13 protein-coding genes are annotated in these 16937 nt (G+C 38.6%); 2 read left to right on the top strand and 11 right to left on the bottom strand.

Features of this window, described 5'->3' with window-relative positions:
• Nucleotides 1-68 precede the first annotated feature (68 nt).
• The 5 genes from ACTB00_RS12770 to ACTB00_RS12750 all read right to left on the bottom strand — a co-directional run bounded on the left by ACTB00_RS12770 (nt 69) and on the right by ACTB00_RS12750 (nt 4700).
• Complete coding sequence (locus ACTB00_RS12770) at nt 69-659, bottom strand: YceI family protein (RefSeq protein WP_463300307.1); 591 nt, start codon at nt 657-659, stop codon at nt 69-71.
• A 30-nt stretch (nt 660-689) separates the two neighbouring features.
• A complete protein-coding gene (locus ACTB00_RS12765; RefSeq protein WP_463300306.1) occupies nt 690-830 on the bottom strand; it encodes a hypothetical protein in 141 nt (46 codons plus the stop codon).
• 2 nt (nt 831-832) lie between these two features.
• Nucleotides 833-3223, bottom strand: a complete 2391-nt coding sequence (gene ppsA / locus ACTB00_RS12760) for a phosphoenolpyruvate synthase (RefSeq protein ID WP_463300305.1) — start codon at nt 3221-3223, stop codon at nt 833-835.
• Nucleotides 3224-3383: 160 nt separating this feature from the next.
• Nucleotides 3384-3818, bottom strand: a complete 435-nt coding sequence (locus tag ACTB00_RS12755; RefSeq protein WP_463300304.1) for a plastocyanin/azurin family copper-binding protein — start codon at nt 3816-3818, stop codon at nt 3384-3386.
• A gap of 216 nt (nt 3819-4034) precedes the next feature.
• Nucleotides 4035-4700: a BON domain-containing protein gene (locus ACTB00_RS12750; protein ID WP_463300303.1), complete on the bottom strand. Its 666-nt coding sequence runs from the start codon at nt 4698-4700 to the stop codon at nt 4035-4037.
• A gap of 894 nt (nt 4701-5594) precedes the next feature.
• Here ACTB00_RS12750 and ACTB00_RS12745 point away from each other — a divergent pair.
• Nucleotides 5595-5996 carry a hypothetical protein gene (locus ACTB00_RS12745; protein WP_463300302.1) on the top strand — a complete coding sequence of 134 codons (402 nt, stop codon included), beginning with the start codon at nt 5595-5597 and terminating at the stop codon, nt 5994-5996.
• A 70-nt stretch (nt 5997-6066) separates the two neighbouring features.
• Nucleotides 6067-6228 carry a hypothetical protein gene (locus tag ACTB00_RS12740; RefSeq protein ID WP_463300301.1) on the top strand — a complete coding sequence of 54 codons (162 nt, stop codon included), beginning with the start codon at nt 6067-6069 and terminating at the stop codon, nt 6226-6228.
• 18 nt (nt 6229-6246) lie between these two features.
• Here ACTB00_RS12740 and ACTB00_RS12735 read toward each other — a convergent pair whose 3' ends face one another.
• The 6 genes from ACTB00_RS12735 to ACTB00_RS12710 all read right to left on the bottom strand — a co-directional run.
• The gene (locus ACTB00_RS12735; protein WP_463300300.1) at nt 6247-6642 is read right to left on the bottom strand and encodes a response regulator; all 396 of its coding nucleotides are present in this window, start codon (nt 6640-6642) and stop codon (nt 6247-6249) included.
• A 64-nt stretch (nt 6643-6706) separates the two neighbouring features.
• The gene (locus ACTB00_RS12730; protein ID WP_463300299.1) at nt 6707-8728 is read right to left on the bottom strand and encodes an ATP-binding protein; all 2022 of its coding nucleotides are present in this window, start codon (nt 8726-8728) and stop codon (nt 6707-6709) included.
• A gap of 168 nt (nt 8729-8896) precedes the next feature.
• Nucleotides 8897-9541 (bottom strand): response regulator, encoded by a 645-nt coding sequence (locus tag ACTB00_RS12725; protein WP_463300298.1) that lies wholly within the window; start codon nt 9539-9541, stop codon nt 8897-8899.
• Nucleotides 9542-9557: 16 nt separating this feature from the next.
• On the bottom strand, nt 9558-11687 hold the full coding sequence (locus ACTB00_RS12720) for a PAS domain-containing sensor histidine kinase (protein WP_463300297.1): 2130 nt from the start codon (nt 11685-11687) through the stop codon (nt 9558-9560).
• A 232-nt stretch (nt 11688-11919) separates the two neighbouring features.
• Nucleotides 11920-12849 carry a PorP/SprF family type IX secretion system membrane protein gene (locus ACTB00_RS12715; RefSeq protein WP_463300296.1) on the bottom strand — a complete coding sequence of 310 codons (930 nt, stop codon included), beginning with the start codon at nt 12847-12849 and terminating at the stop codon, nt 11920-11922.
• A gap of 68 nt (nt 12850-12917) precedes the next feature.
• The coding region (locus tag ACTB00_RS12710) for an Ig-like domain-containing protein (protein WP_463300295.1) at nt 12918-16937 on the bottom strand (4020 nt) is incomplete at its 5' end.

Here is a 16937-nt window from a genome sequence, read left to right as displayed (position 1 = left end):
CCGTTGCAAGGGAAAATTCCCTGTCCACGGCTCTTCTTTTTTTACTAACTGATTGGCTCCCTATCTTGTTATTCTTTTGCTTTATTCAGTTCAATATCACAAACAATGTCAATTTCCTTGCCAACTACCAGTCCACTTGTAAACGTTTTGTTCCAGTCTACATTGTAGTCAAAACGGTCAATTGTTCCGGTAATTTTAAATCCGGCGCGTACAGCTCCCATCGCTTCTACCGTTCCATTGTGTTCAACATGAAGTAGTTCTTTTTTGGAAATGCCGCGGATGGTTAATACACCTTCAAGGTTATATTCTCCTTTTGTGGCGGTTTCTTCCAGTTCTCCCGTAAATGTTATTTCAGGATATTCTGTCACACTTAAAAAATCATCAGAGCGCAGGTGTTCGTCTCTTTTAGAATTGTCGGTATCAATACTTTTTGCATCAATAGTCACTTTAACGTTTGCTCCGTCAAAATCTTTACCGTCAGCAAAAACTTCCACATCGTAATCGGTAAACTTACCATCTACCTCAGAAATTGCCATGTGAGTTGCAGAAAATTTAACTTTTGTATGAGCTTTGTCGGCTACCCATTTTGTTTCTTGTGCCACGAGGTTGATTGCATACAAATAGAATACAAATAAAAAAATGTACTTTAGTGTTTTCATAACTTATAATTTATTGATTTTTAAATAATTTCAAACTAATTCATTCCTGTTTGTTGGTCCCCCAGCCAGATCTTTCATTCGAACGGACAAATAGAAGAAATCAATTAATATGCCACATGCAGGAACTTCAGCTGCTTTTCTGAAAATTTCAACATCGGGTAATTCAGGCATAACTATTTATTTTTCTTTTTCTCGGCCTCTGCAATATTTTCGATTCCTTTGGCTACAGCATCGGGATTAAACGAAACACTATCAATTCCGCATTCAACCAGGTATTGTGCCATTTCGGGGAAGTCGCTAGGCGCCTGTCCGCACAAACCTATTTTGCGTTCTTTGGAGTGCGCTTTGTCAATAGCCCATTTAATCAATGTTTTTACGGCATTGTCCTTTTCGGAAAACAAGTCGCTCACCATTTCTGAGTCGCGGTCAAGTCCCAGTGTCAACTGTGTCAGGTCGTTGGAACCGATAGAAAACCCATCGAATATTTCAGCAAAATCTTCACCGAGAACTACGTTACTTGGTGTTTCGGCCATCATATATATATCAAGCCCGTTTTTACGGCGTTTCAATCCGTTTTCGGCCATAACGCGCTTTGCCTTTTTTCCTTCTTCCACAGTACGGCAGAACGGAATCATCAGTTTTACATTTGTGAGTCCCATGTCATCCCGCACTCTTTGCATTGCCTGGCATTCTAACGCAAATCCTTCTTTGTATTTATCGTGATAGTAACGGGAGGCACCGCGAAAACCAACCATCGGATTTTCTTCTTGCGGCTCGAATTCCTTACCGCCAATTAATTCAGCATATTCATTCGATTTAAAATCGCTCATCCGCACAATTACATCTTTCGGATAGAAAGCGGCAGCAATGGTAGCCACTGCTTTCGATAATTTATCGACAAAATATTCTTTTTTATCGTCGTATCCTTTGGTGAGCTTTTTAATTTTCTTTTTTGCTTTCTTGCTTTTCAGTTCATCATAGTTTATGAGAGCCATTGGGTGCGCTTTGATGGAACTGTTAATGACAAACTCCAGGCGCATCAAACCTACACCGTCAACCGGAAGCATAGCATTGTTGAACGCAGTAGCGGGATTAGCAAGAATAAGCATTACTTCAGTATCAGGTTTTCCAATTTTATCCAGATCAATTTCATCTTCATTCCAGTCAAGGATTCCGTCATAAATGCGCCCCTCGTTCCCGGTGGCGCACGAAACGGTAATTTCCTGCCCGTCCTTTATTTCGTCGGTGGCATCTTTTGCGCCAACAACAGCTACTGCGCCTAACTCGCGGGCTACAATTGCCGCATGACTGGTTCTGCCGCCGCTGTTGGTAATAATGGCTGAGGCTTTTTTCATCACCGGATCCCAGTCCGGATTGGTGATTTTGGTTACCAGAACATCTCCTTCCTCCAGTTTGTCGGCCTCATCGGGCGAATCGAGAATTTTTGCTTTGCCGGCAGCAATTTTATCACCAATACCCACGCCGGTAAGCATCGGTTCGTGGCCTCCATCTTTCAGACTGAATTTCTTCAACTTGCTTGGTTTTTCTTTGGAAGAATGTACTGTTTCGGGACGAGCTTGTACGATAAATAATTCATCGGAATTTCCGTCTTTTGCCCATTCAATATCCATGGCTTTGTTGTAATGTTTCTCAATTTCGAGACACCACTTCCCGAGTTGAACCAACTCCTCATCCTTCAATACATATTTCTTTCTCTTTTTAGACGGAGTCTTTTTGTTTTTGATGGTTTCGTCGCTTTTCTTCTTTTTCTTGTAAACCATCATTTTCTTTTTCGAACCCAGTTTTTTGGAGAGAATGGGATCTTTGTCATTTTTCAACGCTTCTTTAAAAAGATAAAATTCATCAGTGCGTACAGTCCCCTGCACCACATTTTCTCCCAGTCCCCATGTTCCGTTTACCAGGATCACATTTTCAAAGCCACTGTCGGGATCAATGGTAAAAGCTACACCTGCCGAAGCTTTATCGGAACGTACCATTTTTTGCACGCCTACTGAAAGTGCCACATTCATGTGTTCAAAATCATTCTCTTCGCGGTATTTTATGGCACGGTTGGTAAACAACGAAGCCACACATTTTTTCCAGGCTTCGAGCAATTCATCTTCATTTTTAATGTTGAGGTACGTTTCGTGTTGCCCCGCAAAACTTGCATCGGGTAAATCTTCGGCAGTAGCACTGCTTCGCACAGCAACACTCTCCAGTGATTCTTCACGCTTTTTCAGTTCATTGTAACCATCGAGAATAGCTTTTTCAATGTCTTCGGGAATGGTGGCTTTCATTAATAATTTGCGGCACTTTTTGCCCGCTTTTTTCAGCTCGGTGGAATCATCATCATTTAATGAAGAAAGCGTCTCTTTTAGCTTATCTTCCAGCTCGTTTTCGCGGATGAATCTCCAGTAGGCTTCAGCTGACGTAGCAAATCCGTCGGGGACATTAATACCCTTCGAACTTAGCTGGTGAAACATTTCGCCCAACGAAGCATTTTTTCCGCCAACTTCTTTAACATTCGAGTTGTCAAGTTCTTCAAATTTATAGATGAGTTCCATAATCAATTATTTTATTTTTTTATAAACACAGATGTCGTCTTCACTGTGTTTCCTGCATTCGTTCAGTGGTATACGTGACGTTTATTCTCGGGCTTTTGTTTCGATGGAATAGATTTTCTTTTTTCGTAAGTTTTTCCTTTGTTCGCCTCTGCACCTCAAATTATTCCACAATCAATTTGCCTTTCATTCCGGCCTGAAAATGTGCTCTGAAAGTGCAAACGTACTGGTATTCGCCCTTTTTGTCGGGTACTTTAAAAGTTACTGAATCCGTTTCTCCATCACCAAGCATATCGGTTTTTGCAATAATCTTGTCGGTCAGCGCCGGATCAATGTATTCTGACTTGGGGTGTTGTAATCCTTTGGTAACAAAGTTCATTGGGTCAGTCCCTTGTTTTAGCAACACCCAGTTGTGCGACATCTGACTTTTGTCCATTGCACTAACCGTTTTCAACGTTATTTTCAGGGTTTCGCCCGGTTTTGCCTTTATTGTTTCAACTGTGTACCTCAACTGGTCGTGCCCTTCGATGTATATTTCGCGAGGCTGACTGTAGGCAGTCGGTACAATGAGGATTAACACCAATAACTGTAAAATCATACTTTTAACTTTCATAATGTGATTTCCTTAAATTTTTAATTCATGAAAAACCTTTCGGGAATAAATAAAGTCCTCCAATGATTCGGATAGCGTTTCTGTAGGCTCGAACCTGGAATTCATTCTCTGGTTTTATATCCAACAAGTCCGCAAGTCGGGTAGGGATATTTGTTATTTTTTTTATCGGATTCAGGCGCAGAAGTAATGGCGAACTACTTGCTATTCAATGGTAATTTCATTCACAATATCTACAATACCATCAGTATACAGGGCGATATCATGGATTTCCTTCCTGATAACGTCATTGGCAACAGAGCCTGAGAGATGAATAATACCGGTCGTTACTTCTGTAAAAATTTTGTCCGTGTCGATAAGTGGATTTCTTTCGAATGCTCTTTTAACATCATTTGCAATCTCTGTATCAGAATGTATCGTTGATGGTTTTACTGAAATCTGATTACTAACATCAACAACACCTTTGGCGGACGCTGCAATTTTCTCAGCCTTCGTTTTTTCACGCGATCGGGAAACGGTACCGGATAAAGTCACCTTTCCGTTTTCAGCTTCAACTTGTATGTCTATTGGATTAATTCCATCATTCCACCTTAAAATATTCTGAATGTTGTCCATTATTTCAAGATCGTTCGTAACCGATTGTTTGGGATTAAATTTAACTTCCAGTTGGTTTTCGATATCGTGGTTGCGGGCTATAAGCATTGTCTCTCTGGCGGCTTCAAGTTTACTGCTGTAACTGTCAACGGTTCCTTTAAGCAGTACTTTATCATCCCCGACCTCGATATTGATATCCTTAATATTTATATCGCCATTCCAGACAAGTTGGTCAACAATATTCTTTTTGACAATTTCATTTGGTAGTGGTTTCATAATGTATGTCCTTCTTTTTTTATTGAGTTCGTGTGTGAATTAAGGAAATCGATAACCGTACCAAGCTTATCCATCTGATATATACTTTTTGTTGCAAGTGTAAGTGCCTGTTTAATAGTAGAATGTGCTCAGGGTTTTTGATTGAAAGCTAAGCGTAATATGTTGATATCTGTTGATTTGTTGAATAGCGAGGAAATAATTCTACAGAGTTATTATGGAAATAGCTTGTTCTGCGTATAAATTCTCCTTCGTGATATGAATTCTGTCACCTATTACAAACAATAGGGAAATATCAGCTTTCATATTTTGCTTTTTCAATTACGGAAAACAAAATTTTAGCTGCTTATTCAATGTCGGGCATTTATGTTGTCCTGACTTAGGTTTGATTTCTTTTTGATAGCTGGTCCGCTTGCAGCGGGGTGATTCATTTAAGATTACTGAGCTAGTCGTTCCAGCATATTAATTAAAAAAAATAACAAAGGGCTAATAAATGAAATTGAGGAAAAAAATCTACAATTCACAGAATAATTCCTCAAATGTTGGATTCGCTTTTGCGCTTAAATTGAGAGACAAACAATGATTCAACTCTTTTGAGAGATGTATTTTGAAAAGAATACTATTACGTAAATTATCTGAAGCTTGAGTTGAAAGAAAATTAATGCTACCAGAGTAATTCATATTTGTGTAATCGTAAGCTAGAGGCAGTTTTAGCGTGTATGAAAAAAAACTGTTTCATTAATTCGGAAAGAACCGGATTGTTTAATCCATTCAAAAAAATACTTAATTCTATCTGGTTTTGTTTTTAGTGTTTTTAAAGCTAAAGTTCAAAATGTAATGGGTGATATTGGCACAATATTGGTTTTAAATATGAATTGAATATAAAAAACAACAGTTATGAGTAGCATATTTTTAGGTATAGTTTATCTGGTTTCAATTACATTTTTAATAACTCTGTTCTTTTCTTATTTTCTGAAAAAGAGAGGACCGTGGGGAAGTTTCTGGGCTTTTTTTGCAATTGTTCTGTTGGCAGTTTTTGCTGCCGATTTTTGGATTGCTCCGGTAGGACCGTATTTTTATGATACTGTGTATTGGATTCCACCGCTGGTAGTCGGATTAATAATTGCGCTGCTGTTAGCAGCCACAACTCCAAACCCAAAAACCAAGGGCGAGTTAGAACTGCAAAAAGATGAAATTGCCAAAGAACAAGAGACCACATTGGCATTGGGAACCTTTTTCTGGTTCTTATTTATATTTATGTTGGGCATAGTAATCGTTGGATTATTTAATAGTAATTAAAAAACCTAATGTCAGCTTGCATCTGTAATTGAGTGAATTCTATCCATGAATTTGAAATAACAACTACGGCATGCTGCTATTACCGCGCGGTGTAATTAATCCAGACAAACTGCGAAGGAATGAGAAAGCTGTAACATTTGTCCATTTATACGACAAAGCAAAATACGTTGGTATTAATGGCCAGAGTAAAATGTCAAAAAAGGAACTTATTCATGCGCTAAGAACAAGTTAAATCGCTCATGAAATTTTATTAGCCGTTGAAATATTTTAGTTTTTCTATTAGAACGTCAGTGCCTTTATTTTTATCGAAGAAATAATCAGCTCCCATCCTTAAACAAACATTTTTAGTCTGAATATTCAGTGATAGAATTATTACAATAATATTCAATCTGGTTTTTCTTATTTTTTTCAGAATGTCCAATCCATTTCCGTCCGGGAGTCTTAAATCCAGAATAACCAATTGTGGCTCTTCGTTTTTAATCATTTCAAATGCGCCATTATATGTATTAGATATCCCTGCAAGTGCTAAATTCCCGAAATCGTTTATCTTATCTTTTATCCATCCAGCCACTTCAGCATTATCTTCTACTAAAACAATCTTTACGGGGTGGAATTCGGAGGCTATTCGGTTTCTTAGAGCTGTCATAGCTAAAATTGTGGCAATAATCGGTTTATAAATTCAGAATTTATAATCTGGGATAAGCAACAAATCAATGTTTAAATAATTCGCTTGAAGAAAGAATGTGTTTCTCGATGGTTTTTAATATTTGTTCCTTCCCAACAGGTTTGGATAGAAAATCGATACAACCTGCTTCTATCGCTTTCTGTTTTTCTTCATTAAAGACGTATGCTGAATAAGCGACAATCGGAACTTCTTTCCGTATTGCTTTAATTTTACTCGTTGCTTCCAATCCATCCATCACCGGCATTTTTATATCCATTATTATGATATCAAACGAAGGATCCTTGCTGAAAATGTCTACCGCTTCTTTGCCGTTAGAAGCATGGACAAGTTGACATTGTTCTTTCTTGAGAATTGCTTCAAGAAGCACGTAATTTGACATTTCATCTTCTGCAATTAGGATTTTTTTACCAGCCAGTTTCAAATTAGGTGAGGCCCCGTTGCGTTGATGCACCGAATGTGTGTTTGTGCTTTTGATGATATGAAGTGGAACGGAAAAGAAAAAAGTAGTTCCTTTACCAGACTCTGATTCAAACCAAATATCCCCTCCTAGTTTTCCGGCTAGTTTTTTAGCAATCGTCAAGCCAAGGCCATTTCCGTCGTATGTTCTGCATAAGCCGGAATCAGCTTGTCGAAAAGGCTCAAAAATGGCATCCTGGTATTTGGGGTCTATACCGATTCCGGTATCTTCAACCGAAAAAATAAGGTTGGTATTTTTTGTTTTTGCCGATAAACATACTTTTCCTTGCGATGTAAATTTAAGTGCGTTATTGATAAGGTTTTTTAGAATCTGAAAAAGCTTGATTTTATCAATTACAATGGTCTGATTTTTTAAAGCAGGGTCAATTTCAGATTCAAATAAAATAGTTGTGTTTGCAAATCGGACTTTTTGTTCGTTTACAAAGGCTTGAAGCTCGTTAATGAGCTCCACTTTTTCTTCGCAAAGGGTATGAATTCCACTGTCTAGTTTTGATACCTCAACCAGATCGGTAACAGTGTTGACAAGTCGCTCACCACTCTCGCGCATAATCCGAATGAATTCCGTTTTTTCTTCTTTCGAATAATTGTAACTATCATCTTCGAAGAAATTGATAAAGCCCAATATTCCGTTAAGCGGAGTACGAATTTCGTGACTGATATTGTTTAAAAATGCAGATTTAAGTTTTTCCGATTCTTCGGCTTTTTCTTTTGCTGCAATTAATTCCAGTTCCATCTGTTTTCTGGATGTGATGTCGTCGATAGTTGCCAGGTAGGTATTTTGTCCGTTCTTTTTTAAAAATGCAGTGGAAATTAACAGTGTTTTATTGGTCGATACGCCATCTCGCAGGAGTTCGATTGAGATTTCCTTTTTGTTGTATTCAGCCTTTTGGGTGATGGTATTGCGAATAATCTCTGAAAGCTGACACTTTATGCATGCACTGGCAAAACCACAATTAATGGTTCTGTTTCGAGTGCTTTCACAATTGAGAATGTCTCCAATTCGCTTATTAATAAGGTTTTCATCGTCTACGTTGAATTTTAATATCCCCTTGTGGTTGATTCGAATAATCCTTGACTCCTCGTCAAAAAGAATGATTGTTGATGGTGCTTTGTTGAAAATGGTGTTCAATTCGAGTTCGTTCTCGGCTGCAATATTGCGCGATTCTTTCAATCGCATTTCATAATTTTTTCTTTTTGAAATATCACGACCGCTGCTTAAAACCAATGTCTTGTTGTCTATTTCAATGAGTTTTGAAACGATTTCAACATAGATTAACTGATTGTATTTGGTGATATAGGTAGTTTCAAAAGTGAAGTTCTTCTGTCGTTTGATGATTTCAATCCTTTCCTTCCAATTTGAAATAATATCATCAGAAGCAAAATCGCCAATATTCATTGATGCAAACTCTTCTCTTGAATAACCAAGCCTTCTACAGGCGTAGTCATTAACCTTAAGTATGTTTCCGTCAAAATCGTGCAGAAACATGGCATCATTTAGTTCGTTAAAAAGCAGTTCAAATTTTTTGCTTCGCTTTTTCTTTTCCTTCACGTTTCTTTCTCCTCTGCCCATCTCTAAATTTTATATCTGCGTCGCTATTTTTCCAGATACAAAGATGGAAGGGGTTAAAGTTTATTGCAATAAGCAGATTGCTTAATCTCGTGTTTGAGTATTCTTATTTCCTGAAGAGGTGAACAACGGAAATTGGATGTTCAGAAAAATGGAAAGTAGTTAAAAAGCTTAATCGTCGAGTGAGGTTAACCCCGATCGTATAGCATATTTGGTTAGTTCGGGCAGGGTTCGTAACTCCAGTTTATCCATAATATTCTTCCGGTGTGTGTCTACTGTTTTTGAGCTAAGGAAAAGAATAGTACCTATTTCTTTTGAAGATTTTCCTTCGGCAATTAACTGAAGAATTTCTTTTTCACGTTGGCTTAAATCGGTTTCTTCTTCCTCTGTGTTATTGATTACTTCCTTATTAAGGACAACTCCTGAAATTTTGTTACAAACGTACTTTTTGTTAGCAACAACCGTGTTTATGGCTTTTATCAGTTCACTTGCGTCGGCATCTTTCAACATATAACCAAAAGCACCAGCATTAATCATACCGGTCACAAATCTTTTGTTGGAGTGCATCGACAACGCGATTACTTTGCATTCTGGATTCTCCTTAACAATCTGGCGGGTGGCTTCAATTCCGTTTAAACCTGGCATGGCGATGTCCATTACTACAACTTTAGGTTTTAGTTTAGAACATAGTTCCAAGGCCTCCCTTCCGTTATCTGCTTCTCCCACTACTTTCATATTTGCGATTTTCTCAATTACATTTTTGAGACCATCGCGGAGAATTTTGTGATCATCGACTAAAACGATTTCAATTTGCATTTATGCGGATGTTAGATTATTCTAAAGGTATATAAATTTTAACTTCCGTTCCTTTTTTCATTTCTGAATAAATTGAAATTCTACCATTCAGATTTTGTATCCGTTCTCTTACGGTAAAAAGACCAAACCCACCTTTCCCTATTTTTGTTTGTGGTATGTTTTTGACGTTGAATCCTTTCCCGTTGTCGGAAATCATGATTTCAAGTTCACCATTCAAAGCTTTGAGAGAAATGTTAATCTTTTTTGCGTGTGCATGTTTTACACTATTATTGACTAACTCCTGTACTATTCGGTATATGAAAATCAAATTGGATTCGGTGATTTGTAGTTCATTTACATCCGACGAAAATGTTGTTTTTATGCGGTGTTCCTCCTCTGTTTTTTCTGCAAGCCAATACAAGGTTTCAATTAGACCAAGTTCGTACAACACAGGTGGACTAAGGTCGTAAGTTATCTTTCGGGTATTTTCCAGTGCTTCTGAGATGTAGTTAATTACTGCTTTTAACTCATCAAGTATTTTGGGGCTGGTAGTATCTTTCTGAATATCTGTCAATTTCATTTTTGATATGACTAGCAGTTGGCTTAAATGGTCATGAATATTGGCTGCAATTTCTTTTCGTTGTTTTTCTTCAGACAATGAGATTTCTGTTGTCAGCATTTTCAACGATTTCTGGTATTCTTTTAGTTTGCCTTCCGTTTTTTTTCGTTTTGTGATATCTCGAATTACACTTACAACACCCAAGAACCATCCATCTTCTTCTTTTATGGTTGAAACGGTATTCTCGGTTTCAATTAAATTTCCGGTTTTATGTTTCATTTGAAATTGAGTGTGAAACACACCATCTTTTTCAAGTTTCGGTATACTTCGTTTTCCAAATTCCTCAAACATTTCCTGATTAATATGTAGCAGTTTTGTTTGTTTGCCAACAATCTCTCTTGGTGAATATCCAAAAATACGTTCAACGGCAGCATTAGCCAGTTTTATATTTCTAGCCTTAGGGTCAACTAATAAAACAGCTTCATCCAGATTATTTATAATTTTCTCCAACAGTATTCTCGACTCTTCGATTTTGTGCTCGTTTCTTTTCTTTTCAGTGATGTCAAGAATGATGGCGATTATTGATTCAACTCCCGAATGATCAATGACTTGAAGATAGGAAAGCGTCTCGATGATTTGACCATCTTTGCGAACTGCCAGAGCTTCAAAATCATGGATGAATCTGTCCTGCATTAGTGTTTCAATCATCAAATCTCTTTGCGTAGAATTCTCCCAAATAGAAATCTTCTTTGTTGACTGATTGATCAGCTCTTCTTTTGAATACCCAAATAAATCGATGTACGCTTGATTGACCTCCATTATTGCGCCGTCCGAAAGACGGGTAAAAACAATGGCAGTTGGGTTCATTTTAAAAAGTGTCGAAAATTTTGCTTCGCTTGCTTTCACCTTTTGTTCAATCGTGTTTTGTTGGGTTGTGTCCCTGACTGTAGAAATCATTAAATTCTGATCGAATACCGGTATGTTTTGGACTTCTATAATCTTTTTTTTGCCGGTGCCGGTTGTAATTTCGATATCCGTCCAAAGCATCTGGTTGGGGTCTCCATCTTCAATAGCTTTAAACATCTTCTCTTTTATTTGCTCCCTGTATTTTTCATCCGGATAAACTTTTTCAAAAAAACTGTCAATGTTATCCAAATCTTTTTCCGGCCAACCATAGATTTTCGAGAAATTTTTATTCATAAATGTAGTGGTGCCAATATCCATTCTATTTACGGCAATTCCCAGAGGAAGATTCTTCAAGATGGTTTCAATATAGACATTCCTTTCCTGCAACCTTTTTTTTACCTTTTCATTTTCAGCTGTTAGATTTAAAAGATCCTGCTTTTGCAATTCCAGTTTCTGAATGTATTTTCTTTTTGCTTTTATTTCGCGTTGAATTAATAAAAACAGAAGGGCTGAGGTTAGAAAAACAAACAACAGTCCTTTGTAGGTTTGAATGGTCGTTAAGGTAGAAACTGATAGTGTACTGCCGAAAATATGCAAAATAAATTCATCGGAGAAAATGATGTAAACGCAACTAATAATCAAATAGATCAAGGAAATCTTGGTGGAGCTGTAAAACTTACTTTTTAGATTACTGATTGCCATGTTTTTGAATGTGTTGAAATGTAAGACGACTACCGAAGGGGTAATGGGTCTGGCATTAACCTTCTAAAATACAACAATATAGATCGGGCGATTGTTTTGTTCTGGTTTCAGAGTGTAACGACGACTTCCTGAAGATCTCAATGTTTGGAACGTGTATCTTCTTGTTCTTGTTTTTTTCTTCTTCGTTCTGTTCTTCTGTTTTAGTTGATGTCTTTTTCTATCTGCACTTCAATTAAAAATACCGTCTTTTGGTATAAGGTCGTTTATAAAAGTCGTACTCGTATATCAAACGGATTTCATGAGTTCCCAACTGGTATTTTCGAAATTCCTGAGATATTGAGTAATCTACAGCATACCCAAGCCGGAGGTTTTTTAATACGACCAACTGCATGACTGCGGCAACAGTATTGTTGGTTCGGTACATTGCTCCGAGCCAAAATTTATTGTAGAATAAAAAGTTAGCAGAGACGTCTGCTTGAAGTGGAGCTCCAATGGCACCCTTTAACATAAAGGATGGTTTAAACCGAATTTGTCGCTGCTGCCCAAAAAGATATCCACCAATTAAATAGGCATATCTTAATTCAGCAAGTGAAGAATAGTTGTTTCGGTTGGCCTGAAAATCATTCTTGATAATTTGTGGAATTGAAAAACTGACATAGTAGTCTTTCGAGTAAACCATAGCTCCAATTCCCCAACTAACCATGAAATTAATGTGAACGTCTTCCATGAATTGGGGATCATCGATACCATCAGGATACAGCTGATATTGTGTTAAAAGGTTGTCGTAGTTAATAAAACCGGCCTTTAATCCCATGCGTAAATAGGTTTTCCAATCTAACCTGACCTGATAGGCATAGTCGGCAGTAACAGTTAACTTTTTTTCATAACCAATCCGATCGTCAACAATATTCAGCCCAATTCCATTATTCTCATTTTTTATAGGGGAGTAGAATGAAACTGACTTGGTGAGAGGGGCTCCATCGTGGCCGACATAATACTGACGGGTAAAAACCTGTATCCCTACTTTCTCCCACATACCGGCATAGGCCGGGTTTACCGTTTGTATGCTGTTCATGTATTGGGTGAAAATAGGGTCGGTTTGTGCTTGGGCTGAGATATGAAAAGCCATTACCATCATGAAAAGAACGAAACTTCTCTTCATGCAATTGGTAATTATATGTTGCTTTCTCCTTCCAGCCATTCCCGCTACGATATTATTAATAATATTCTTTAATACGAAATCATTACAAATCCTCTTTCCATATTTCCGTCTCCCTTGATCAAGATGTATAGGTAGTTACCTACCGGAAGTTTCTCACTGTCAAATTGGCCTTCGTTTGTTCGGCTTCCATCCCACCATGCTTTTTCATAGCTGCCCCAGAAGCTTAGATTACCATAGTGTTCATGTTCATACATTGATTCTCCCCAACGATCAAAGATTAACAACTTCGCATTCGGATATTTGTCGATACAAACGATTTGGAAGAAATCGTGAATGCCATCACCATTTGGTGAGAACCCTTCAGGAATAAATAATTCACAGTCTTCCTGGAAGTCCAGATACTCCGGATGTCCGTCGAAATCAATATCATCGTCGTAGTAAATGTTATTGTTGTTTAAATCCTCATATTTCGTTGGGATCAGGTCATTGTCGTCATCCGTATCACGCCAGTCACGGATTCCATCATTATCAAAGTCCTGCAAGTGTGGATTCGTTCCATATGGGTTGTCCGGATCATTGGTATTGTAATTCCCGAAGAAATTGTCGTAAGCATCATCCAATCCATCTCCGTCAATATCTGAATATTCAGGAATTAGCTCGGCAATACCTTTTGCTCCAATGTCATAACCTTCGACGCTATCAGGCACTCCATCATTGTCAGAGTCAGCATCCAGGTAATCAGGAGTGCCATCGCCGTCAGTGTCAACTGCGTCAATACCAACTTGCGATCCTTGTTCGTAAATATCATCCAATCCGTTTCTATTTTCATCCAATCCGCTTGGTGCAACATATTCACCTTCTGCCTGTGCTTCAATATTATCAATAATACCATCGTTATCCGAATCGATATCCAAACTATTTGGTACTCCATCACCATCCGAATCAATTGTCCGATCTCCTTCCTCCCAATCGACAATACCATCATTGTCATCATCAATATCAGTGCTATCGGCAACTCCATCACAATCCGAGTCAGCAAAAATACTGATGTACGCAATTCCCTGAGTACACATGCTATTGTAATTATCATCGCAAACTTCATAAATAAAGCTGTCGCGGTAAGCGATGCCACGTTCAAACTCATAGCGGAATGTACCATCATCGAATATGGTCAAAGTTCCCTGGGTTGGCTCAACCACCAGTGTGGTATTGATGATGAGTTGATCTCCATTTGGATCGAAATCATTTATGGTTAAGCTTCCAACGATGTTATTACAGCTACCAGTGAAATTGTCAACCATAACTGTAGGAGGCTCATTTGGAGGCAATACTGCCAATTGAACGAGCGCTTCGTCACACAATGTATCGCATGGAATACCATCGTCACAGATGCTGTAGGTAAAGGCATCGGTTCCGGTATAGTCAGTATTTGGCGTATATGTAACTGTAAAGTCGCTGTTAATTACGACTGTTCCGTTGCTTGGCTGGTTCGTAATAGTCAATGTTGATGCATCAATCGAGCTATTTGGATCTGTGTCATTGGCTAAAATATCAATGATTGTTGGCAGGTTATGGATAATGGTTTCAGTATCATCCTGTGCATCAGGACGAGAATTACCATAAATGGTTACCTGTGCAATACAAGTTGAAACATTACCATTAACATCAGTCGCAGTAACAGTCACACTGTTCTGACCAACATTCAGACAGTTAAAGTCTGTTTGGCTCAATTCAACTGAAGCAATTCCGCATTCATCGGAGCTTGCCAATACGATCATGCTTTCGTTAATTGATAATACATCACTGGCATCTAAGAACAATTCAATATCCTGACATACAATTCTTGGTGGAATTGTGTCTGCAATTGTTACTGTGGAATTACATGTTGCAGAGTTGCCTGCGAGATCCGTAACTGTAATTGAAACCAAATTATCTCCAATATTTGTACAATCGAAATCTCCTTTGTTAACTAATATCGATGCGATGCTACAGTTGTCATCGTAGGTATCCAATAATTGAGACGCAGAAACAGTCACCTGACCGTTTGCACCAAGATAGGTTGTGATGTCTTTACAATTCACGGTTGGAACGATGGTGTCGAGCACTTGAATGGTTGTATTACATGTTGAGCTGTTGCCACCTTCATCGGTCACGGTCAAGACTACGGAAATAAATCCGTTAATATCAGCACAATCGAACTGGCTAATGCTAACACTGAACAGCAAGTCACTTGCAGCAGTACAATTGTCGGATGAACCGCTGCCAATTGTTTGAAGGTCAATATCAGTCAATTGATAAACTCCGCTTTCATTCAAAGTGACCGTTATATCGTTACAAACTGCAATTGGCGGTTCATCATCCAGTGCGATAATCCGATGTTCAACGACGCCAATATTGTCGCAGGAGTCTTTAATGGCATAAGTACGGATCACTTCAGCTCCATTTGCGGTAGTTGTTTGTACGACGGTATAAAGCCCGAATGAGCTTTCCACAATTCCAGATTGATCGCTGGCAGAACCACCTGCTGCAACAAATTCGGCATAGCTTGCATACGACAATGTGGTGTCGCCCAAACAGACTATTTCAATGTCTGCAGGAGCGGTCATTTCAGGACCTACGTTGTCGAGTACCGTAATCACTTGCTGACATTGTGCCGTATTGCCGCAGGAGTCAGCTATTTCGTAGGTTCTGATAATTTGCTCGGGGCAGGTTCCCGGTGGGTAGCTTTCGTCAACCAAGGTGAATGTTTCGTTGACTAGCCCACAATTATCATTAGCCTGACCACCACCTGCAATAAATCCAGCCAAGTCTGTAAACGGTTCGGGTATTCCAGCTTCATAGCTAATTGAAACATTAGCAGGACATGAAATGGTCGGTTCTGTTAGGTCATGAATGTAGATGGTTTGAGTCGCAGTAGCCGTATCGCCGCAAAGATCCACGATCTGGTAAGTTCGTGTAACGGTCTCAGGACATCTCAATCCATCTGAACTTTCAGAAACCATTGCAAATGTACTTTGGTCGAAACCACAACTACTGTATCCAAATCCACCTCCAGCAATAAATTCAGCCAATGTTGTAAATGGAGTACCTAAATCGGTACGGCACTCAATGTATAAATCAGGTGAATTAATCAGGTATGCCGGCACCAGCTTATTGATGATGATCACTTGTGCATCGGTAGAAGTGTTTCCACAAGCATCGCTTATTTCGTAAGTCCTAACAATCGTGTCCGCATCAGTAGACGTATATGTTACTTCATCGATCAAATTCAACGAGGCAGTGTCGATTTCACAATTATCAAAGGCTGTTCCTCCTTGGGCGGTGAACTCGGCATAGTTAACCGCAGCATCAGGATATGGTGTACCAATGTTTATTCGCATATTTGCCGGCGCATTGATTGTTGGCGGCTCTTCATCAATTGCAGTAATGAAACGCTTAAGTTCAGCAGTATTACCACAATTATCAGTAATTGCGTAAGTCCGGTAAACCACGATTGGACAGCTAAAGGATGTGGTATCATCTGAAACGTGTCTGAAACTGTTATAATTCAGTCCGCAGTTGTCTGTAGCCATCCAACCATCAGATGCAAATTCATTATAATTTTGATATGGCGTTGGAATATTGCAAGTAACCGTTTGGTTTTGAGGAGCACGCACGAATACCGGTTTCTCAGTATCACGAATAGTAATCGTTTGAGTGAAAACAGAAATGTTTCCGCACATATCTTCAACTGAATAGCGTCTTACAATTCTTTGGTTGCATGGTCCACCAATTGGAGCTTCAGTTTGTACGCTAAAGCTAGATGTATTCAATTTACAATCTATGATATCATAGCCATCGGCACTCAAGAATGCATTAAGATTTGCAAATGCTGGAGGAGCAGAGCATTGAGCCGTAATACTCGTTGGACCAACAAAGATTGGTTTGGTTTCATCGATAATTGTGAAAATGTAATCTTTCACATAGGTGTTTCCGCATGAATCAGTCACTTGATAAGTACGGGTAATCGTTTCAGGACAAACTCCGCCATCTGACACGTCTTCATTAATAACAATGAAGGTAGTTGTGGTTTCGACCAAAGTACATTT

The organism is Sunxiuqinia sp. (assembly GCF_055140945.1).
The sequence above is the reverse complement of the archived record's forward strand: the minus strand, read 5'-3'. Positions and strand labels throughout refer to the sequence as shown.